This window comes from Kribbella sp. NPDC051587, assembly GCF_044453945.1.
Lineage (GTDB): Bacteria > Actinomycetota > Actinomycetes > Propionibacteriales > Kribbellaceae > Kribbella.
Genome location: NZ_JBITDE010000001.1, coordinates 1045382 through 1064894, shown reverse-complemented (window position 1 = coordinate 1064894; position 19513 = coordinate 1045382). Strand labels below are relative to the sequence as shown.

The window sequence follows — 19513 nt, the reverse complement described above, 5'->3', positions numbered from 1 at the left end:
AAGGTGGGTCGGGTGCTGGGTGAGAGGAGGGCCGCCGGTGGCTGACGTGTTTGCCGGGCGGTTCGAGCTCATCGATCCTGTGGGGTCAGGCGGGACGGGGACGGTCTGGCGCGCTTGGGATCGCCGGCTGGAGCGGTTGTGCGCGGCCAAGGTGCTGCGGCAACGCCATGCGGGCGCTTTGCTGCGGTTCGTTCGTGAGCAGGGGCTGCGGCTTGAGCACCCGAACGTTTTGAGCCCGTACGGCTGGGTTGCCGAGGACGATCAGGCGTTGCTCGCGATGGACCTGGTTGGTGGTGGGTCGGTGAGCAACCTCGTTGCCGACTTCGGTGGCTTGCCGGAGCGGTACACGGCCGAGCTGCTCGCCCAGTTGCTGGCCGCGCTGGAGCAGGTGCACGCCGCCGGGGTCGTCCACCGCGACGTGAAACCAGCGAACCTGCTGCTCGAAACAACCGGCACCGCTTGGCCAGTACTGCGGTTGAGCGACTTCGGGATCGCGTTTTCGCTCGGTGAGCCCCGCCTGACGCAGCAAGGCACAGTCGTCGGTACGCCGGGCTATGTCGCGCCCGAGGTGTTGGCCGGCGACCCACCCGCCTGCGCTCAAGACCTGTATGCGGCAGGCGTGACCGGCTGGCAACTACTCACTGGCGAAGAACCACCGGCGAGTGGGCCGTTGCCCCCACGGCCGTCGGGAACGGCCGGCAGCGTCGCGTGGGATGTGGTCGAGAGTCTGGTCCGCATCGATCCCAGTGAGCGAACCGAATCGGCGACCGCGGCGTTGACGGCGCTTGCTCCTGCTCTCGATGAGGCGCTGCATCTTCCGGCGTACACCGCGGACGGCGAGCTGATCGAGGTCTTCGACCAGCTCCCGCCGCTGCCCCCGGCGTACCAGGCGCTCGCCGTGCCACCGAAGCCGGCGGTGTCCGGCAAGGCGAGGCCAATCCGACGATGGGTCGTCTTGGCCGGTGCCGGCCTTGTCGGATTGGCCGCAGTGGGTGCCGTTGCAGTACTGCTGTTGAACGGGCCATCTGATGGTGGCGGCGCCCCATCCTCGCCTGATAGTCCAGCGCCGCAGACAATTCCCACCGGCCCTGTTACTCCCAAGCCAAACCCGCAGGTGACGGTAGGTGCGGTCTGCGGTTGGCAAGAGGCGGGCGATATCGAAACGACCAGTGCCGGCACCCGCGTGGAGTGCCGGCAGCAGGGGACGTCGTACCGGTGGATCAAGGCCGGTTAGGCCAACTCGGTCCCGGGTAGGTCGGCGGTGCCGGCGGCTTGCGGCGTCGTACCAGCAGCACGATTCCGGCAGCGGCGACGAGCAGCACCAGGACTACGCCGAGGATGATCCACGGCAGGGCCGAGGACGAGTCATCCGCGACCGGCTGGGTGTTGCCGGTCTTGACGCCAGGCTCGGTCGCCGGGCCCGAGGGCGTCGCCACGGAGGCAGTCGGCGTGGGAGTGGACGCAACGTCGCCTGCCGCGCCGTACTCCGGTCCGGCCGCCTTGTCGCCCGCCACAGCCACATCGATCGTCACCGGCACTCCACCGGGCGAGGCCGAACCGAACGCCGTACCGAGCTTGGCGACGATGTAGTACCAGCCGTCGATGCTGGCCTTCTTGATGGTCGGGTCGTTCGTGTTGCGGTTGAGGTACGCCGTCCGGGGCGTCGCGAACGGCTTCCCGTTGGAGGGCATGACCTGGGTCCGGCCCGTGTAGGCGGTGCTGTCGGACTTGATCTTGGCGCGGACCGGGCTGTACAAGGCGGTCTGGATGTTGGCGGTCGCACCCTTCGGTACGCCGCCGAACGTGACCCGGTACGCGACGCCCTGTCCCCACTCGAGCTTGACCCGGTAGAAGAGCTCCTCGCCGTTGGAGATGGTCTCGCCGTACCGGCCGGATCCGTTCAGGATCGTCGCCTCGTTGAACGAGCCGCCGGCGCGGATCGGGGTGATGGCGCCCGCCGGGGGCTGGGCGAAGTCGACGAGGTTCTGCTGCGCCTGCTCGCCCAGGCTGCCCGTCACCGGCGGCTCGATCCGCAACTGGAGCTCCACCGGCACCCGGTCGGTACCGCCGGAGTTGGCGTCCCGGGTGACCTTGAAGACGTACTTGCCGGGGACACTGCACGCCTTAGTCTGGTGCGAACCCGCGGCCAGCCCGTTCCAGGTCAGCACCGACGTCAGCGAGCCGCCGCCTTCGGCCTGCGTGAACAGGTTGCGCTCGGACGTGTAGCAGTCTGCTCCGCCCGGCCCGGAGATCCGGATGTCGACGACCTCGATATCGCGCGGGTTCCCTCGGGGGATGACTGCCGTCGCCGCGAAGTACGCCGTCTCACCGGCCTTCAGATCGGCAGCGTAGAAACGCTCCTCGACGGGATCGATGGTGTCCAGGTACTGGCCCGGGGTCAGGGTCGGAGCCGTGAACGGATCCTTCGTGCCGGTGACCGGCGTACCGATCGCTTCGTAGTGCCGGAGGGCGCGTTCCGTGACCCGGCCGAGGACACCGGTCAGCGAGTCGGCGTCCGCAGCGTCGTGGTACGTGCCGCCGGTGTTCTGCGCGATACAGGCGAGCTGAGCACGAGCCTTCGCATCGACGCGGAAGCCGATCGTGTGCACATGCAGGTCGACGCCTTGCCGATGTAGTTCCTTCGCCACCTCGCAGGGCTGTGGCGGAGCGCAGGTGTCCTCGCCGTCAGAGACCAGTACGACGGAGCGCTGGCCCTCCTTCGGCAGTTGCGCGGCCGCGGTCCGCAGCGCTTGGCCGATCGGCGTGTAGCCGCTGGCCTTGGTCGCATTGACCGCCCGCTTGAGCGCTGCCTTGTCGACTGCCCGGACCGGCTGCACGACCTGCACATCGCGACAGCCTGCCGCCTTCTCCGCACCGCTGGATCCCGTCTTGGCGCCGTAGATCGCCAACCCGACCTGCGCCTGCGCGGGGAGCCCGTCGACCATGGACCCGACGGCTCGCTTCGCCGCGTCCATCCGGGTGCCCGGACCGCCGACGTCCCGCGCGGTCATCGAGCCGGACGAATCCAGCACGACCATCACCGGCGACAGCTCGCCCTCGGCGGCGGCCGGACCGGCGTTAGCGAATGAGAATGCGGTCACTAGGCCCAACCCGGCTGCGAGAGCGGCGAATCGTCGTATCATGGCGTCTCCAGGAACTGTGAGGCGGGAACAACCCGAACCTAGCGTTTGCATCTGCAATTTGCAAACAGGAATCGCGGAGGCGGAGTGACCGACGTACACGCCCGGAACCTCGACCTGCAGCTGCAGTGGTACGGCGAACCGCTGGGCGACCGGTTCCGGCGCCTGCTGGACCGGCTCGAACTCTCGCAGGCCCAGCTGGCCGCCGTACTGGGTCTGTCCGCACCCATGCTCTCGCAGCTGATGTCGGGGCAGCGGGCGAAGATCAGCAATCCAGCCGTGTTGTCGAGACTGCTCCAGCTCGAGACGGCGGTCGGATCGCCCGGCTGGGTCACGATGTCGCTGGGAGAGCGGGAGCGCAGGATCCAGGAGATTCGCGCCGCGCAACAGTCCACGCTGAGTGTCCCCACTGCGGAGCCCGCCGGCGCGGCGGCGTCCGGCGACCCGGTCATCGCGATCCAGTCGCTGCTTCGCGATGTCGCGTCAGCAGCCGAGCTGCAGGGCGCGGCCGAACTGCTGGAGCCCACCTACCCAGATCTCGCCGAAGCGCTGCGAGTGCTCGGTGCCGGCCGCACCCAAGAGGCGCGTGCGTACTACGCGCGCATCAGTTCCGGCCGCTGAGCTCCCTGAGCCAGGGGATGAGTTGGACGAGACCGAACGCTGCTTCGAAGACGAGGAAGAGCCACAGGATTCGGGTGGCGCCATGGGTGAGGGCATAGATCTGCCACGACGCGAACAGGGCTCGGGCGATGCCGTCGAGCAGGCCGTGCAGGTTCAGCGGTTTGATCAGCCGCAAGAGCGCCCAGACGACCACAACCGATCCCATCAGGTTGGCGTAGAGCACCTGGAACGGGTCGAGCGGAGGCAGCCCGCCGAGCCCCAGCGACTCTCCCGTCGACGTCAAGAGGCCGTGCAGCATCGTGTAGGTCCACGGCGTCGCGAATCCGGCCGTCACGATCAGGTCGTACCAGGCACTGGCGCGCACGATGCGCGGATAAGTCATGGAAGCTCCTTGAGTTGCACTACTGACGCCCACGACCGTAAACAGTGGAGTGCAGTCCAAGGTCAAGCCAGAAATTCGTGGAGGGGTCTATGCGTATCGGGGAGCTGGCGGCCCGCACGGGGATGAGCAAGGACACCATCAGGTTCTACGAGAAGGTCGGCCTGGTCTCCGGTGATCGGCTGGGCAACGGGTATCGCGACTTCGCGCCGGAGGTCGTCGAATGGCTCCACTACGTCCGTACGGCGCAGACGCTGGGGTTCACGTTGGCCGAGATCGCGCGCCACGGCGAGGAGCTTCGTGACGCGCCCGACTCCGCCGAGGCGCTGTCCGCCCTCTTCGGCGAGAAGATCCAGATCCTGGACAACCGGCTGGCCGAGCTGACCGCGCTCCGCGCCGACCTGGCAGCCCGCGCCGGCACCGGCTGTCCGTTGCACCGGGCAACCAAAGAGGGTGCGGCCTGATCACGCCGACGGTCAGATCGGGACGGTCGCGAAGACTCCGGAACCGCATTGGCTGTTGATGACGATGCCCTCCTTCTCCGGGCATGCGTACATCTTGATGGTGGTGTTGGACGGCATGTTCAGGTAGAGGTATGTGGTGGTGCCGTTGCCTTGCTGGTTCCAGGCGTAGTACGGGCCGGTCTTGGCGAGGTCGTAGCGGTAGTAGAGGATCGCCACTCCCTGGCCGTCCTTGTGCGAATCGTGCACGGCGATGACCTGGGTCTCGCCGTTGAAGTAGCCGTAGCCCGCCGCTGTCGTCGCGGTGGCGGTGGTCGGGTAGGCGAAGGACGGGGCGGTGGCCAGGACCATGGCGGTAGCGGTCGCCGCCGTCAGGGTGGCGAGGCGGGTGGCGGTGCGCTTCATGAAGTTGTGTCTCCTCACACAGGGGTGTTGATCGTGGGGATCGTACTCAACGCGGCGATGTAGCCGTCCGGGCGGATCAGGGCGTAGGTGCGGCCGATCTGTACGACGGTGTAGTCCGGGCCGGCGCCGAGTCCGCGCGGCGCGCTGTCGCCGGCGCGGAGGCGGCCGATGCGGCCGGGGCGGGTCAGGGGACTGTTCGGGTACGACGGGTGGTCGGTGCGGCCGCGTTTGTTCAGCCTTACCAGGAAGGGTTTGACGAGAAAGCGCAGGAGTGGAGTGAGGATGCGCGGAGGTGCGGTCGCGGCGCTGAAGGTGCGGTCGCTCTCGTCGAGGATCGCTCGGCCGACCGGAAGACGCTCGGCCTCGTAGGTGTCGAGCAGGTCGTCGTTCGCCTTGCCCTGCAGGACATACGCGAGTTTCCAGCCGAGGTTGTAGGCGTCCTGGATTCCGGTATTCATGCCGAAGGCACCGAACGGGCTGTGGATGTGCGCCGCGTCGCCGGCCACGAAGACACGACCGACCCGATACCGATCCACGATCCGCAGGCTGTACCGCCAGACCGACATCCACCGCGGATTACTGACCTCAATCCCAGGTACGCCGGTCCGTGTGCGGGCGAGCCGTTGCAGCAACTCCAGCGATGGCTCGTCGTCGGGCCCGATCGACGCGATCACCTGCCACGGCTGGCCCGGAGCCCAAGGCCGCATCACGATCATGTCGCCGTCACCGGCCCAGATGTTGACCGCGCTCTCGTCCGCCAGTCCCGACACGTCCACATCGGCGAGCAGCGCACGGGCGTCCTCTTCAGTCTTCCCCTCGAAGGACAACCCGAGTTGCTTCCGCACGGTACTGCGCCCGCCATCACATCCGATCAGGTACGACGTCCGCACCCGCGCGCCGTCGGACAGCGGGGCCGTCACCCCGTCGCCGTCGTCCTCAAACCCCAGCAGGGCAAGGCCAAACTCCACCTTGACGCCGAAATCGGCGAGCCGCCCGCGCAGCAGTTCCTCGGTCTTCCACTCGGGCAGTGAGACGTAGTTCGGGTAGGGCCGGGCTGTTGTCGGCGCATCCTTCGCGATCCGGAAGTCGGCGAGCAACGAGCCACCCAGATGCACCTTCGTGTGCCCGGCGAAGTGATCGGCCTCCAGAAACCCTTGCACCACACCGAGATCGTCGAAGATCTCCAACGTCCGCGGCTTCACCCCGAATCCCCGCGAGCCCTGCTGAGGACCGTCCGACCTGTCGATGATCCGTACGGCGACCCCGCGTCGGCACAGGTCGATCGCCAAGGTCAGGCCGGTCGGCCCAGCGCCCACGATCAGTACGTCGGTCATCACGACCACCGTGGTGCGGTGCGCTTGCCGTACCAGAGCGTCCAGCCCATCAGCCCGGCGATCGTGGCAATCTGCAGCACACGGGACAGCCCGACCACCTGATCAGGACCGAGTGTCGCCACCAGGACAACCCGCACCAGCGCCTCCGCGATCAGTGCCATTCCGAACACCACCGTCAGTGTCCGCATCAGTTGGCGATAAGCGGGCTTGGTCTGCCACAGCGTCTCGATCGACTCCCGCCCTGCCGCCGTGGCGCCGCGCACTCTGAGCACGATCGCGTAGAACCCCGGCTGCCGCCCGAGCAGGCTGAGCAGCATCGCGGCACCGATCACCCCGGTCGTCACCGAGTCGGTGAGGGCGGCGAGTTTGACGTCGCCGGTGAGGAGCGAGACGAGCAGTTGGATGGCGAAGCCGGCCAGGACGACCACCGCGATGCCGTCCAGCTTGCGACGCCGGATGGCGGTGAATCCGACGATGGCCGCGCCGGCCGTCGTACCGGCCGCGTAGCACCAGGAGAGGCTGAGGCCGGTCTGGCGCAGGCCGTAGAAGACCGCGAGCGGCAGGCCGATGTCGAGGAGCAGGGGAGCGAGCCGGCTGAGCTTGCTCGCGGGTGGGGCGGTCGTGGACATCGTGTACTCCCAGGTCGTCCGGCGGATGCTTTCCACGGTCGCAACCCGAGGCGTTGAATGTCAAGATGTACATGTCAATCAGTACATATGTCATGGTAGGGTCGATCACATGTCGCTGCGTCATGGGCTGCTCGGGATGCTCGATCAGAAGTCGGCCACCGGGTACGAGCTCACCAAGAGGTTCGAGGAGATCGGGCAGTGGGCGTGGCACGCCTCGCACAGCCACATCTACCCGGAGCTCCGCAGGATGACCGATGCCGGGCTGGTCGAGGTCGTCGACGAGCAGTCGCGCGGACGGAAGACCTATGCGATCACCGAGGCCGGCCGCACCGAGCTCCGGAGCTGGATGCTCGATCCCGCCGACGAGAAGGTCCGAAGCGCGGCCGCCTTGCGGATGTTCCTGATCGGATCCCTGGAACCCGCCGACGCCCGCGTGTTCCTGCAGCGCTACATCGACGACGCCGACACCAACCTCGCCCGCATCCGCGCACAGATGGAGCGAGTCGGCCCGGAGTACCTGGCAGACCCCCTCGCCGTCGGCCGATTGGCCGCCGAGCGAGCCTTCTACGTGCTCCCCGCCGTCCGAGCCTGGGCCGTCTGGGCCCTGGAACAACTCGACCAGGCGAAGTAGGACCGCTATCCGTTGCGCAGGGCCGGGCCGAGCTCCTTGGTGAAGAAGTCGAAGAAGCCATCCATGTCCGGGCCTGCGTTGATCAGCGCCAGATGGTCGTAGCCGGCATCGGTGAACTGCTTGGCCACTTCGAGGTGACGGGCGACGTCCGGCCCGCAGCCGAACTGGTCCTTCATGTGGTCGGCCGTGACCAAGGTGGTGGCGGCGTCGAAGTTCACCGGGTTGGGGAGTTCGGACTGCACCTTCCAGCCGGTGACGCCGAAGCGGAAGAGCCGACGGGCCGACTCGGCAGCTGCATCAGCTGATGCAGCCCACGCGAGCGGGATCTCGGCGTACTTGGGCCCGCTACCGCCGGCCTTCTCGTACGTCGTGATCAGCTCGCTCCTGGGTTCGGTGACGAACAGGGCGTCGCCGAGTTCGCCCGCGATCCGCGCGGCGGAGGGACCGCCGGCGGCGACGGCGATCTGCGGCAGGACGTCCGGCAGGTCGAAGACCCGGGCGTCCTCGAGCCGCAGGTGCTTCCCGTCGTACGACTGATAGCCGCCGCTCCACAGCTGCCGGATGATCTCCAGCGCCTCGCGCAGCATCTCGTGCCGGGTCGCGACCGCCGGCCAGCCGGCGCCGACGACGTGCTCGTTGAGCCGTTCGCCCGCGCCGACGCCGAGCGTGAAGCGGCCGCCGGACAGGATCGCCGTCGTCGCCGCGGCCTGGGCGATCACCGCCGGGTGGTACCGGATGAACGGGCAGGTCACGCCGGTCGCCAGCCCGATGGTCGACGTCTTCGCGGCCATCGCCGCCAGCATCGAGAACGCGAACCCGGAGTGCTCGTGCTCGCTCACCCAGGGATGGAAGTGATCGCTGACCTCGACGAAGTCGAATCCGGCCGCCTCGGCGCGGACCGCCTGCTCGACGATCTCCAGCGGACCATAGGCCTCGGCGATGAGTTTGAACCCGAGTTTCATACCCCGCCGGTTACCGCGCCCGGACGCCGTAAACCGCTCGTTTCACCAACGCCCCACCGGGAACCCGCCGAGCATGTCGGCCCCCGGGATCGCCTTCTGGAGGAAATGAGCTCATGTTCGAGGGCTTCGCGCTTGACCACGTCGACGTCGGCGGGGTGCGGATCCGGGTCCGGTACGGCGGTTCGGGTCTGCCCGTCGTCCTGCTCCACGGACACCCGCGTACGCACACCACCTGGTACGACGTGGCGCCGCGTCTCGTCGCTGCCGGGTTCACGGTGGTGTGCCCGGATCTGCGCGGGTACGGCGGTTCCGGGAAACCGCCGACCGACGCGGAGCACACGCCGTACTCGGCGCGGGCGATGGCGGGTGATGTGGTCAACCTGATGGAGCTGCTCGGGCACCAAGCGTTTGCCGTCGTGGGCCACGACCGCGGGATGCGCGTCGCCTACCGGGCCGCGCTGGACCATCCGCAGCGGGAGACGCGGCTGGTGGTGATCGACGGGATTCCGACGGTCGAAGCGCTGGAGCGGTGCGATGCGAAGTTCGCCGAGGCCTGGTGGCACTGGTGGTTCTTCGCGCAGACCGCGAAGCCGGCCGAGCGGGTGATCTGCGCGGACCCGGAGACCTGGTACAACGCGTGGACCAGCAACGGACCCGACCAGCTCGGACCCGAGAACCACGCCGACTTCCTGGCCGCCATCCGTGATCCCGGCACCGTACACGCGATGCTCGAGGACTATCGCGCCGGCGTCGGCATCGACCGCCGTCACGACGAGCAGGACCGCGCGGCCGGTCGCCGGATCACCTGCCCGGCGATGATGTTGTGGTCGACGCGTGACGACATGGAGGAGCTGTACGGCGATCCGCTCGCGATCTGGCGGTCGTGGTGTCCGCAGATCACCGGCCACGGCATCGACTCCACCCACCACGTCGCCGAGCAGGCTCCCGCCGTACTGGCCGAGAGCCTGATCAGCTTTCTGAGCCGCTAGGCGTGATCGCCGTCCAGGAGTTCGTGGAGTTCGGCGACGGCCCGGGTGATGTCGTCGTAGTCGTTCTGGGCGGCCCGGGACTCGGCGCTGATCACCCCGCAGCGGCGCACCCGGCGGAAGTCGCCGTACGGGAACTTGTAGTGACCCTTGGTGTCCTCGTCCATCTCGGTGTCGATGCCGAGGTACCACCGGCCGTAGTCGGTGAAGCCGTGCTTGTCGAGGTAGGCGTTCTCGTCGTCGGCGGACGGCGCGTGCTCGCTCCAGTCGTCCCGCTCGTCCTTGACGGTCTGCCCCTTCCGCACCAGCTCCTTGGCATGGTCGAACGCGGTCTTGTTGAGCTTCACGGTCATGACCACCGGGTTCCCGCGCGATCAGGCGACAAAACCGGCATGGTGGGTACCGGGCGGGTATGACTTCTTGGGGACATCGTGTTGTCGGCGGGCTGTCATCCGTGGCGATGCTGGGCTGGTCGGCGGTGCAGTCGCCCGGTACGCCGTCGCCCTCGTTGGGGTCGACGGTGTCACCGGGACCGAGCCTTCCGGGGGCGCAGGATCCTGATCCGCAGGACTACACCGGGACGATCTGGGTGGTGATCGCGGTCGTGGTGGTGGCGCTGATCGTCGGCGGCGGGACGCTCTGGCTGGTGCGGACCCGGCGGGTCGATCTCAGCCCGACGCAACGGTCTCCGGACAAGGATGCATAAGTTCGGTGCGGGTGGGTATCAGGTAGTCGCCCTTTGACCGCGGTTCAGCCGTGAGCCGCGCCGTGACGAGATGTCGCGAGGTCAAAATGACTGTTTCTGTGATGAGTGTTGGTCAGCAGTCGGTGCCGGTGCAGTGTTCCTCGGCCGACGATCGGGCCGTCCGGGAGGCGGCGACGATCGAGTTGTTCGAGGCGCGGGCCGAGGCGACGGATCCGGTGCGGCGGCAGGTGTTGCTGGAGCGGATCGTGGAGCTGAATCTGGAGATCGCCCGGGGGATCGCGCAGCGGTTCCGGGGACGGGGTGCGGAGCTCGAGGACCTGGAGCAGGTCGCGTACGTGGGGCTCATGAAGGCTGCCACGAACTACCGGCTGGCGGCGGACACGCCGTTCATCGGGTACGCCGTACCGACGATCCGGGGCGAGGTGAAGCGGTATTTCCGCGATTGTGCGTGGACGGTGCGGATTCCGCGGCGCTTGCAGGAGATCCAGGGGCTGGTGTCGGCGAAGTTGCCGGAGTTGGAGCAGTTGCTGGGTCGGGAGCCGTCGACCGAGGAGCTGGCCGGGTTCCTCGAACTCGAGGTCGACGATGTCGAGCAGGCGTTGGCGGCGCGGGGTTGTTTCACGACGCTGTCGCTGGACCGGCCGGCCGAGGAGACCGGGCTGAGCCTGGCCGACGTCGTACTGGACGAGGACGATGTCGCGGTCCGTCAGTTGGAGGCCGTGGACATGCTGCAACCGATCCTGGACGATCTCCAGCCGCGTGAACGCCGCATCCTGGAACTGCGGTTCATCGAGGGGTGGACGCAGTCCGATATCGGGGCCGAGGTCGGCGTCAGCCAGATGCAGGTCTCACGACTGCTCCGCCGTACGCTCGACCAGCTCCGCGCACGCCTCACCCCCTACGCCACGGCCGCCTAAGCGGACCATCAGCTGCTGAGCAGGAGGTGGTCCCGAGTGCTGGGGGCGGCCAGTTCGCAGGCGCCGATGATGATCGTGCAGCGGACAATGGCAGCGGTCGGGCGGGTGGTGTCGGCACCAGAGACGGCGGCGACCATCAGCAGGTGGTCGTCGCCTTCCGGCGCCGAGCCTAGGACACATCCGCGCCACTCGTGCAGCAACTTGCCGCTGCTGGCGTCGAGTGCGGCCGTGGCCGATACGCATGAGCTCTGGCTGTTCGTCGGTGCGCCGAAAACTGTGCTCCCGTTGGGCGTGAACGCGGTCAGCCCGTAGTCACACGTCTTCCAGGCGCGCTGCCCGGTGTCGACCGAGCTGATCGCCGAACACGAACCCGCGTCGTTGGTCACCAACGTCGAGGCTGCCGTCTTCCCGTCCGCGGTCAGAGCAGTCAGCGAAGGGATCGTCGGGGCCAAGACCGCCGACGGTTGACCCGGAGTCCACGCGTACGTCGACCAGGTCGCGCCCGATCCGAGCACGTCGGAGGACTGGTAATAGACCTTGCCGCCCGCATACGCCAGCACCCGAAAGTTCCAGCCCTTGCTCAGCTTCAGCGACTGCAACGCCGTACCGGAGTCGGCGAAGACGAGGCCGCCCTCGGTCGGCGACGTGCCGCCCTGATATGCGGCGTACGCAGCAGCACTGTGGTCCTCGTTGGCGACCAGATGATCAGCACCCGGTACGACGGCATCCCCGTCGGCGTTGATCCGTCGGACCCGCGACCCGTCCACGTCGGTCGTCGTGACAGCCAGTACGGCGCCGCCCACGCGAGTGAACTCGTAGATGTCCTCGTTCCCGGGAACAGTGACCGGATCCCCGCCGCCGCGCACCTCGCGCCCAACCAGGTAAGGGATCCGAGGCGAATCGCCCTGGGCGAGCCCCGGCACGGACAGCGTGATCTTGGTCGGCCCGGGGGAGAGCGGCGCAGGGGGCGCGGACAGGCCCTGATCTTCCGGACCTCGACGAGCGGCGATCGTGGCGCCTAAGACGACGGCCGCGACAGTGACCGCGGCGACGGCTGTCACAAGTCCCTTCACGTCCGGCTTCCCAGCAGCCGCAGGTCGTCCCGCCGGGCAGTCTTCGCGATGCCGGTCGCCAACTCACAACTTCCGGAGCCGATGCTGCACCGGATGATCGCGCCGGCCGTGTTCTCCCCGGTGTCGACCGCCATCAGCAGATGGTCGTCGTCCTCCGCGACCGTGCCGAGGAACTGCACGCCGGTCCACCGTCGCAGGACCTCGCCGGTCCGGCTGTCGATAGCGGTCGTGGACGGATCGCCGCCCTCGCCGCGGAAGTCCGGAGTCGCGAACACCGTGCCGCCACCCGGCGTGAAGCCGTTCAGCGAGTACTCGCACGTCCGCCACAGTTGCTTGCCGTCGGCAAGTTGCCGGATCGCCGAGCAGAACGTCTGGGCGGCCCCGGACAGCTGGTCCACCCCGCGTGCGCCCTGGAAGTCCACGTCCGCCGGCGACTTGAAGGTGCTCAGGAGATCGACCTTGCCGGTCTTCCAATGCCAGGCGTTCAGCGTCGAGGTCTGGTCGTCGCGATCGGTCTGCGCGGCGAAGTACACCGTGTCGCCGACCACCGCGAGCACGGTTGACGCCCAGTCGTTGGGCCGGCGCAGCTCTTCCTCGACGAAGCTGTCGCGCAGGTAGACGGTGTTGCCCCGTGCGGCCGTGTAGTCGGCGTTCCGCCGCGCGGTCCCGAAAGCGATCATGTCCTCGTCGACCGACGTCACCAGACTCGCGACGTCCGGGACACGAGTGCCCGGTTCGATGCCCGTGCTCTCGCCGACCTGCACCAGCTCCGAGCCGCCGACACCGACCTCGAGGATCACCATCGCCTCGCCGTCGTACCGGACCGCGCCCAAGATCTCCTGCTTGCCGGGGACGGTGATGTCGCTCCCGAGCCCGCCCTTGACCACTCGCCCGCTCAGGTAGGCCACCTGCGGAGCGCGCCCGGTCGGCAGCTGGGCGAGATTCAGCGAGACCGTCGGTACGGCGCCCCCGGACGGAGTAGGGGCCAGCGGCAACGCAGCAGTGGACGGTGACGTCGTCGGACCGCGATCAGCCGCGAAGGCAGCGCCGCCGGCCACGGCCAGGACCGCGATGGCGGTCAGACCGATCGTCAACCGTCCATTGCCAAGTCTCACCGGGACAGCCTACCCAGGCGTGCGAGATCATCGGTGTCGTGCTCAGACCTTGGCTCGCGGTCCCCGTCGTACTGGCCTGCGGCCTCGGCGTCCGAGCGTTCACCGGCGGCGACTTCGCCAAGTACGCCGGAGTCGCCCTCTACGCAACCCTCATCTACGCCCTGGTCGCCTTCTGGCTACGCCCACTCCCAGCAGCCCTGGCGGCAACCGCCTTCAGCTGGGCCGTCGAGTTCTTCCAGCTCACCGGCGTCCCGGCCGACCTCTCGGCCCGCAGCACCCTCGCCCACCTGGTCCTCGGTTCCACCTTCAACGCCCCAGACCTCTTCTGGTACGTCGTCGGCGCCGCCCTCGGCGTACTGATCGTCCGGGCACGTGGTCAGCGGCCGACACCGCCGTACTGAAAGAGCGGTTGTCCCCCGTGCGAGCTACCCCCAGGTGTCCTCTGCATGGTGACGATTTGCCGGCGGCGAATCCCTAGCGTTCGAGGTACCGCGGCACCGGGCCGTGGGGTACTCGCGAAGGAGTCGTCATGCGACTGGTCAAGCAGCTCGCCGTCGTGGTTCTGATCTCGCTGGTTGGTAGCCAACTCACCCTTGCCATGAACTGGAACACCCCGCTCACGTTGCTGTTCGGGTTCGCGACGGCGGTGCTCGCGCTGCTGGGCTATCGGTGGGTTGTCGGCCGGACCGAGCACCGCGAGGTGACCGAGCTGAGTTGGTCAGGAGCCCGTACGGCGTTGGGCCGCGGACTGCTGATCGGCCTGGTGATGTTCACCGGTGTGATCGTGAACCTGGCGCTGCTCGGCGACTATCACGTGGCGGGCTGGGGATCGTTGACCGGCGCACTCGCCCTCTTCGGCTTCACGGCGGCCGCGGCGGTGACCGAGGAGCTGATGTATCGCGGCGTACTGCTCCGGATCATCGAGGGCCGCTTCGGTTCCTTCGCCGCGTTGGGTTTCACCGCGCTGCTGTTCGGCCTGTCCCACCTGCTCAATCCGCACGCGACGCTGTGGAGTGCGATCGCGATCGCCGTCGAGGCCGGCGGCATGCTGGGAGCGGCGTACATCGCCACCCGAAACCTGTGGGTACCCATCGGACTGCACTTCGCCTGGAACTACGCGGAGGGTGGCATCTTCGGCACCCAGATCTCCGGCAAGGACGCACCGCAGGGTCTGCTGGACGGCGTCCTGTCCGGTCCCGCGGCGCTGACCGGGGGCGGTTTCGGGCCGGAGGCAAGCATCTACTCGGTCGCTGCCGGGCTGATCGTCACGATCGGATTCCTGTGGCTCGCGAAGCGCCGCGGCCACCTGATGCCGGCCCGCCGTACGGCGCCCGCCGCTACGCTCGTCCCGTGATCGATCTCCGGCAGGTCCCGGACCGCTGGCGTCGTACCGACGTCGTGGTTCGGGATCTGGTGTTGGCGCTCGTCCTGATGATCGTCTCGCTCACCCCCGCGCTGGACGGGCACGGCACCCAGGTCGGCAACCTGCCGACGCGGCCCGCGGACGCGCTCGCGCTCGGCGTCGTCGCCCTCGAATGCCTGCCGCTGGCCCTGCGCCGCCGACTGCCGATCGTCACGCTCACCCTGGTCGCGATCGGCTTCGCGATCGACCAGCTGTCCGGCTATCACACCGTCGCCGGAAGCGCGCTGCCGATCGCTTTGATCAGTACGGCGGTCCATCTCGCGCACCGGCGCTGGATGACGGTGCTGATCGCCTCGATCGCCTACGTGCCGTTCGCGGTCGCTCTGAACCGGCAAGGATCGACCGAAGGTGTCACCGGCTACGTCACCTTCTACCTGGCACTGGTCGTTGCCTGGGGCATCGGATCGTGGGTCCGGCTGACCCGGAACGCCGAGGCCGAACGGCGGCGGCACATCGCCGAGACCACCCGCAGCACCGAACGCGGCCTGATCGCCCGCGACCTGCACGACATCGTCACCCATCACGTGACCGCGATGGTGGTCCAGGCCGAAGCCGCCCGCTACTTGACCGCCGCGCCGGAGCGGCTCGACGACAGCCTGAACGCGATCACCGACACCGGCCGGCGCGCGATCTCAGATCTACGGCACCTGCTCGACGTACTGAATCCGGACCATGGTGTCGAGCCGCGGACGCCGGCAGTGGGCGAGCTCGGCGCGCTGGTCGAGCAGACCCGGCAGGCCGGTCAGCCGGTGGAGTTCACCGAAGAGGGCGAGCCGTTGGAGATTGCCGGCAGCGCGGAGGTCACGGCGTACCGGGTGGTGCAGGAAGCGTTGACCAACGCACTCAAGTACGCACGCGGCAGCCGGACGACGGTGCACGTGCGGTACGGCGAACGGGAGATCACCGTGAAGGTCCACACCGGCGAACCGGCCGAGCGCACTGTGTCCCCTGGTGGGAGCGGTCGCGGTCTGACCGGACTGCGCGAGCGGGTCGAGGTGCTCGGTGGCGAGTTCACTGCGGGTGCGGTGGACGACGGATTCGTCGTCCAGGCACGGATTCCGGCCGGGGGTGCGGTATGACGATCCGGGTGCTGGTGTGCGATGACCAGGCGCTGATCCGGACGGGTTTCGCCACGATCATCGATGCGCAGCCGGATCTCGAGGTGGTCGGCGAATGCGGCGACGGCCTGGCCGCCGTCGAGCTCGCGGCGCAGGTGCATCCTGACGTCGTCGTGATGGACGTCCGGATGCCGGTCCTCGATGGGATCGAAGCGACGCGCTTGCTGGCCGGTGACGGGGTCGAGCATCCGGCGAAGGTGCTCGTCGTGACGACGTTCAACCTGGATGAATACGTGTACGAAGCGCTCCGGGCCGGCGCCAGCGGTTTCCTGCTGAAGGACGCTCCGCCGGCCCAACTGCTGCACGGCATCCGCACGGTCGCCACCGGCGCCGCGCTCCTCGCGCCCGAGGTCACGCGCCAACTGGTCGGCCGTTACGCGGCCCGCATCCGCCCGGTCCGGACGAGTCCGGACGACAGCCCGTTGACCCCGCGCGAACTCGAAGTACTGCGACTGATCGCCGACGGCCTGTCCAACACCGAGATCGCCGCCGCGCTCGTGATCAGCCAGGAGACGGTCAAGACCTACGTCTCCCGAATCCTGGCCAAGCTGGGCCTTCGTGACCGCGTGCAGGTGGTTGTCCACGCCTACCGCCACGGCTTGGTCAGCTGACCGAGGTCAGGCCGGTACGGCGGCCGGCTCGGGCGTGGCAGTCGCGTGGCGGGTGCGGAGGTAGGCCCAGGTGACGAGTGCGCCAGCTACGACGGTGAGGGTGGCGCCGGCGAGGGTGATGGCGGCCTCGAACTGTGACGTCTGGTGGGTCGTCCAGTTGGCGGTGGCGATGCTGCCGGTGAACATCGCGGCGAGGATGGTGCCGGTGGCGGCGATGCCGATGCCGGTGGTGACCTGCGAGGCCGTGTCGACCAGGGCGGCGCCGATCGTGGAGCGGTTCTCGGGCAGTCCGCGGAGGACGTTCGTACCGGCGACGACGCCGACGACGCGCATGCCTGCCGCGACCAAGACGAGTGCCAGTGCGACCCAGACGTAGCCGAGGCGACCAAGGGTCGCGTAGACGGCGAGGCCGAGGACGACCATGGCCGAGCTCATCCAGGCGGCGTTCTCGAGGCCGACCCGCTTCACGAACGGGCTGACAAGAGCGCCACCAGCCACCAGTACGACGACCTGCGGCAGCAGGCCGATCGCGGTGAGCGCGGGGGACCAGCCCCAGTCGAGCTGCAGTTGGAGCGTCACCATGTAGCCGAGGCCAGCGACGGCGAGTCCGGACGCGGCCTTGTAGGCAAGGCCGCTGGAGACGAGCGGGCGAGCTACGAGCTTGAGGTCGAGCAGCGGATGCCGCGCCGAGCGCTCCCGCACGATGAAGAGCACAGCAGCCAGTACGACGGCCGCGGTGGTGACCCAGGACTGCCAGGCTCCGGCGCCCTTCTCGACGAAGAACGTCGGCGCGACCAGGGCGAGCACGATCGTGGCAGTACCCAGTACGGCGCCGGCGATGTCGACCGGATCGCGGTGCAGCTCCGCCGCGTCATCGGCAGCGATGCCGGTCCGGATACCGATGAAGGCGAGGGCGGCGATCGGCACGTTGATCAGCAGCAGCACCTGCCAGGGGGCGAACGAGAGCACGAACCCACCAGCGGTCGGACCGACCGCGAGACCGACCAGGCCGACCGTGGAGATGAGGTTGAAGGCGCGGACGCGGAGCGCGTCGACGGTGAACAGCCGGAAGGCGAGCGCCATCGAGCCGGGCGTGGTCATGGCGGCGGCGATGCCCATCGCGACGCGGACGGCGATGAGCTGCGAGGTGGTGGTGACGAAGGCGGTCGCCAGGCTCGCGACCCCGAGCAGGACCAGGCCGATCAGCATCATGCGCCGGCGCCCGGAGCGGTCAGCGAGTGCCCCGAAGACCAGCATCAGGCCGCCGAACACGACGCCGTACGCGCCGGTGACCCATTGCAGCTGGGTTGTCGACGCGTCCAGTTCGCGACCGATGGTGGGGAGCGCGACGTTGAGGATCGAATTGTCGAGCATCTCGAAGAGGAAGACGGCCGAGAGCCCGGCCAGGGCGACCCAGGCTTGACGCAGGGATCCGGGAGACTGTGTGATGATCATGGTCACTAAGTTAACTCACTAAGCTTAGTCACACAACCTACGAGGAGGAGTGCCGCATGCCGAGAACCGGAAGCCGCGGCGGACCGCAGACGCGGGCGAAGATCGCGGAGGTCGCGTCTGGGCTGTTCGTCGAGCGCGGATTCGAGGCGGTGACGGTCGCCGACGTCGCGAAGGCGGCCGGCGTCTCCAGCGTGACGGTCTTCAAGCACTTCCCGCGCAAGGAAGACCTCTTCCTCGACCGCCAGGCCGAAGCGGAAGAGCTGTTGCTCACGGCCGTGCGGGACCGCGGTCCGGGCGGCGACGTGCTGGTGCTGCTGCGCGATCTGACCCTCAAGCTCGCCGATGATCGCCACCCGCTCTCGGGTCTGGCCGATGGAGCGCTGTCGTTCTTCCAGACAGTCGCGGCCTCGCCCAGCCTGGCCAACCGGGCCCGCGAGATCGCGGCCGGTCTCCAGCGGGCCCTCACCGACGAGCTCGAGCGCGAACCGGCCTATCCCGGCGACATCCCGCTGCTCGCTGCCTTCTTCATCGCCGGTTACACCGCCGTACTGGTGGACACCGCGCGCCGGCAACTCGCCGGCGAACCCCTGGAGTCCGTCGCCGAAGCGCATCGAGCCCGCCTCAAGAGGCTCTGCGACGCGCTGGAGAAAATCTATGCTCACTGAGGTAGACATTCGATAGCGGCGTGGGTAATGTTCCTCGTGTTGAGAGAGAAGAACATCGAAGCCGAGGTGGACAGCTACCGATCTGTCCGAGAGTTTTGTGCTGGACGTACGACGGCGGATTCCGCCGGGCCGATCAGTGGAAGGGCTCGGGTCTCACGCCAGGGTCAGAGTCTGTGAGCCAGCGGTTGATCAGGGTTCCGGGCTTGACGGAAGTGCAGTACGCAACAGGTAGGTGAAGTGCCAGCAGGAAGTTGATCGAGAAGAAGGGAAGGATTACACCGTCGGATCTCCCGCCAGTGCCAGTACGTCGCCGGGCGGGTGCCGTAGTTCCATCGGAAGAAGGTGGTCTTCGGTTACGCATTCAGAATGGACCGGCTTCACCGCCGGTAGATGGTGACAGTCCAACAACCCCTTTGGGCCCCGGTGCTTCGGCACCGGGGCCCTTCGGCACGGAGGTTCGATGACCCCAGACACGCAGACGGAGACTTTGTTGAGTTCAAGCCCGACGGCCGGCGCGGCCCATTTCGACGATGACGACTACCCCGCCTTCACCATGGGCCGGGCCGCCGAGATGCTCGGCACCACGCCCGGTTTCCTGCGCAGCCTCGACGAGGCCAAGCTGATCACCCCGCAACGCTCCGAAGGCGGCCACCGCCGCTACTCGCGCTACCAGCTCCGCATCGCCGCCCGAGCCCGCGAGCTGGTCGACCAGGGCACCGCTCTCGAGGCCGCCTGCCGGATCATCATTCTCGAAGACCAACTCGCCGAGGCCCTCCGCATCAACCAGGAGCGCAACGACCAGACCTGACCCGCCGCGCCCCCGATCCCGTAGCGTCCGAAAACACGCCGACCAGGTACGACGGGTGTTCGGACGCTACAAGC

At 68.1% G+C, this 19513-nt stretch carries 23 protein-coding genes; 13 read left to right on the top strand and 10 right to left on the bottom strand.

Annotated features, from left to right (window positions below; all coding sequences use genetic code 11):
- The first annotated feature begins 37 nt into the window (after positions 1 to 37).
- Positions 38 to 1234, top strand: a complete 1197-nt coding sequence (locus ACIA49_RS05145; RefSeq protein WP_396375819.1) for a serine/threonine-protein kinase — start codon at positions 38 to 40, stop codon at positions 1232 to 1234.
- Here the strand turns inward: ACIA49_RS05145 and ACIA49_RS05140 are convergent.
- Positions 1221 to 3101, bottom strand: coding sequence for a VWA domain-containing protein (locus ACIA49_RS05140; RefSeq protein ID WP_396375818.1), 1881 nt, complete (start codon positions 3099 to 3101; stop codon positions 1221 to 1223). The two genes, ACIA49_RS05145 and ACIA49_RS05140, sit on opposite strands and share 14 nt — an antisense overlap.
- Positions 3102 to 3227: 126 nt before the next feature.
- Here ACIA49_RS05140 and ACIA49_RS05135 point away from each other — a divergent pair, with 126 nt between their 5' ends.
- Positions 3228 to 3761 (top strand): helix-turn-helix domain-containing protein, encoded by a 534-nt coding sequence (locus ACIA49_RS05135; protein ID WP_396375816.1) that lies wholly within the window; start codon positions 3228 to 3230, stop codon positions 3759 to 3761.
- Here ACIA49_RS05135 and ACIA49_RS05130 read toward each other — a convergent pair.
- Positions 3745 to 4143 carry a hypothetical protein gene (locus ACIA49_RS05130; RefSeq protein ID WP_396375815.1) on the bottom strand — a complete coding sequence of 133 codons (399 nt, stop codon included), beginning with the start codon at positions 4141 to 4143 and terminating at the stop codon, positions 3745 to 3747. The two genes, ACIA49_RS05135 and ACIA49_RS05130, sit on opposite strands and share 17 nt — an antisense overlap.
- A gap of 89 nt (positions 4144 to 4232) precedes the next feature.
- On the opposite strand from ACIA49_RS05130, the gene ACIA49_RS05125 reads away from it, so the two are divergent.
- Positions 4233 to 4604, top strand: a complete 372-nt coding sequence (locus ACIA49_RS05125) for a MerR family transcriptional regulator (RefSeq protein ID WP_396375814.1) — start codon at positions 4233 to 4235, stop codon at positions 4602 to 4604.
- Between the two features lie 12 nt (positions 4605 to 4616).
- Here the strand turns inward: ACIA49_RS05125 and ACIA49_RS05120 are convergent, their stop codons facing one another.
- From ACIA49_RS05120 to ACIA49_RS05110, 3 genes are read right to left on the bottom strand one after another with little or no spacing between them, the layout of a single operon-like run.
- Positions 4617 to 5006, bottom strand: a complete 390-nt coding sequence (locus tag ACIA49_RS05120; RefSeq protein ID WP_396375813.1) for a hypothetical protein — start codon at positions 5004 to 5006, stop codon at positions 4617 to 4619.
- Between the two features lie 14 nt (positions 5007 to 5020).
- Complete coding sequence (locus ACIA49_RS05115; protein ID WP_396375812.1) at positions 5021 to 6340, bottom strand: FAD-dependent oxidoreductase; 1320 nt, start codon at positions 6338 to 6340, stop codon at positions 5021 to 5023.
- Positions 6340 to 6969, bottom strand: a complete 630-nt coding sequence (locus ACIA49_RS05110) for a VC0807 family protein (protein WP_396375811.1) — start codon at positions 6967 to 6969, stop codon at positions 6340 to 6342. Before ACIA49_RS05110 ends, ACIA49_RS05115 begins: the two co-directional genes overlap by 1 nt.
- A gap of 109 nt (positions 6970 to 7078) precedes the next feature.
- Between ACIA49_RS05110 and ACIA49_RS05105 the strand changes: the two genes are divergently transcribed.
- Positions 7079 to 7600, top strand: coding sequence for a PadR family transcriptional regulator (locus tag ACIA49_RS05105; protein WP_396375810.1), 522 nt, complete (start codon positions 7079 to 7081; stop codon positions 7598 to 7600).
- A gap of 5 nt (positions 7601 to 7605) precedes the next feature.
- Here the strand turns inward: ACIA49_RS05105 and ACIA49_RS05100 are convergent, their stop codons facing one another.
- A complete protein-coding gene (locus tag ACIA49_RS05100) occupies positions 7606 to 8562 on the bottom strand; it encodes a TIGR03557 family F420-dependent LLM class oxidoreductase (protein ID WP_396375809.1) in 957 nt (318 codons plus the stop codon).
- A 113-nt stretch (positions 8563 to 8675) separates the two neighbouring features.
- Here ACIA49_RS05100 and ACIA49_RS05095 point away from each other — a divergent pair, with 113 nt between their 5' ends.
- A complete protein-coding gene (locus tag ACIA49_RS05095; protein ID WP_396375808.1) occupies positions 8676 to 9551 on the top strand; it encodes an alpha/beta fold hydrolase in 876 nt (291 codons plus the stop codon).
- On the opposite strand, the gene ACIA49_RS05090 is transcribed toward ACIA49_RS05095, so the two are convergent.
- A complete protein-coding gene (locus tag ACIA49_RS05090) occupies positions 9548 to 9901 on the bottom strand; it encodes a hypothetical protein (RefSeq protein ID WP_396375807.1) in 354 nt (117 codons plus the stop codon). The two genes, ACIA49_RS05095 and ACIA49_RS05090, sit on opposite strands and share 4 nt — an antisense overlap.
- A gap of 59 nt (positions 9902 to 9960) precedes the next feature.
- Here ACIA49_RS05090 and ACIA49_RS05085 point away from each other — a divergent pair, with 59 nt between their 5' ends.
- Positions 9961 to 10254, top strand: coding sequence for a hypothetical protein (locus tag ACIA49_RS05085; protein ID WP_396375806.1), 294 nt, complete (start codon positions 9961 to 9963; stop codon positions 10252 to 10254).
- A gap of 101 nt (positions 10255 to 10355) precedes the next feature.
- Entirely contained in the window at positions 10356 to 11171 is an 816-nt protein-coding gene (locus ACIA49_RS05080; RefSeq protein WP_396375805.1) for a sigma-70 family RNA polymerase sigma factor, read from the top strand.
- A gap of 8 nt (positions 11172 to 11179) precedes the next feature.
- On the opposite strand, the gene ACIA49_RS05075 is transcribed toward ACIA49_RS05080, so the two are convergent.
- Positions 11180 to 12244: a hypothetical protein gene (locus tag ACIA49_RS05075; RefSeq protein ID WP_396375804.1), complete on the bottom strand. Its 1065-nt coding sequence runs from the start codon at positions 12242 to 12244 to the stop codon at positions 11180 to 11182.
- Complete coding sequence (locus ACIA49_RS05070) at positions 12241 to 13359, bottom strand: hypothetical protein (protein WP_396375803.1); 1119 nt, start codon at positions 13357 to 13359, stop codon at positions 12241 to 12243. The genes ACIA49_RS05075 and ACIA49_RS05070 overlap by 4 nt, the downstream gene beginning before the upstream one ends.
- 38 nt (positions 13360 to 13397) lie before the next feature.
- On the opposite strand from ACIA49_RS05070, the gene ACIA49_RS05065 reads away from it, so the two are divergent.
- The 4 genes from ACIA49_RS05065 to ACIA49_RS05050 all read left to right on the top strand — a co-directional run bounded on the left by ACIA49_RS05065 (position 13398) and on the right by ACIA49_RS05050 (position 16511).
- Positions 13398 to 13760: a DUF2809 domain-containing protein gene (locus tag ACIA49_RS05065; protein WP_396375802.1), complete on the top strand. Its 363-nt coding sequence runs from the start codon at positions 13398 to 13400 to the stop codon at positions 13758 to 13760.
- A gap of 128 nt (positions 13761 to 13888) precedes the next feature.
- A complete protein-coding gene (locus ACIA49_RS05060) occupies positions 13889 to 14713 on the top strand; it encodes a lysostaphin resistance A-like protein (RefSeq protein WP_396375801.1) in 825 nt (274 codons plus the stop codon).
- A complete protein-coding gene (locus ACIA49_RS05055) occupies positions 14710 to 15861 on the top strand; it encodes a sensor histidine kinase (protein ID WP_396375800.1) in 1152 nt (383 codons plus the stop codon). The genes ACIA49_RS05060 and ACIA49_RS05055 overlap by 4 nt, the downstream gene beginning before the upstream one ends.
- Positions 15858 to 16511, top strand: coding sequence for a response regulator (locus tag ACIA49_RS05050; protein WP_396375799.1), 654 nt, complete (start codon positions 15858 to 15860; stop codon positions 16509 to 16511). The genes ACIA49_RS05055 and ACIA49_RS05050 overlap by 4 nt, the downstream gene beginning before the upstream one ends.
- A 6-nt stretch (positions 16512 to 16517) precedes the next feature.
- Here the strand turns inward: ACIA49_RS05050 and ACIA49_RS05045 are convergent, their stop codons facing one another.
- Positions 16518 to 17966, bottom strand: a complete 1449-nt coding sequence (locus tag ACIA49_RS05045; protein ID WP_396375798.1) for an MFS transporter — start codon at positions 17964 to 17966, stop codon at positions 16518 to 16520.
- A gap of 56 nt (positions 17967 to 18022) precedes the next feature.
- On the opposite strand from ACIA49_RS05045, the gene ACIA49_RS05040 reads away from it, so the two are divergent.
- On the top strand, positions 18023 to 18631 hold the full coding sequence (locus tag ACIA49_RS05040; protein ID WP_396375797.1) for a TetR/AcrR family transcriptional regulator: 609 nt from the start codon (positions 18023 to 18025) through the stop codon (positions 18629 to 18631).
- Between the two features lie 460 nt (positions 18632 to 19091).
- Entirely contained in the window at positions 19092 to 19439 is a 348-nt protein-coding gene (locus ACIA49_RS05035) for a MerR family transcriptional regulator (RefSeq protein WP_396375796.1), read from the top strand.
- The last annotated feature ends 74 nt before the right edge of the window (positions 19440 to 19513 follow it).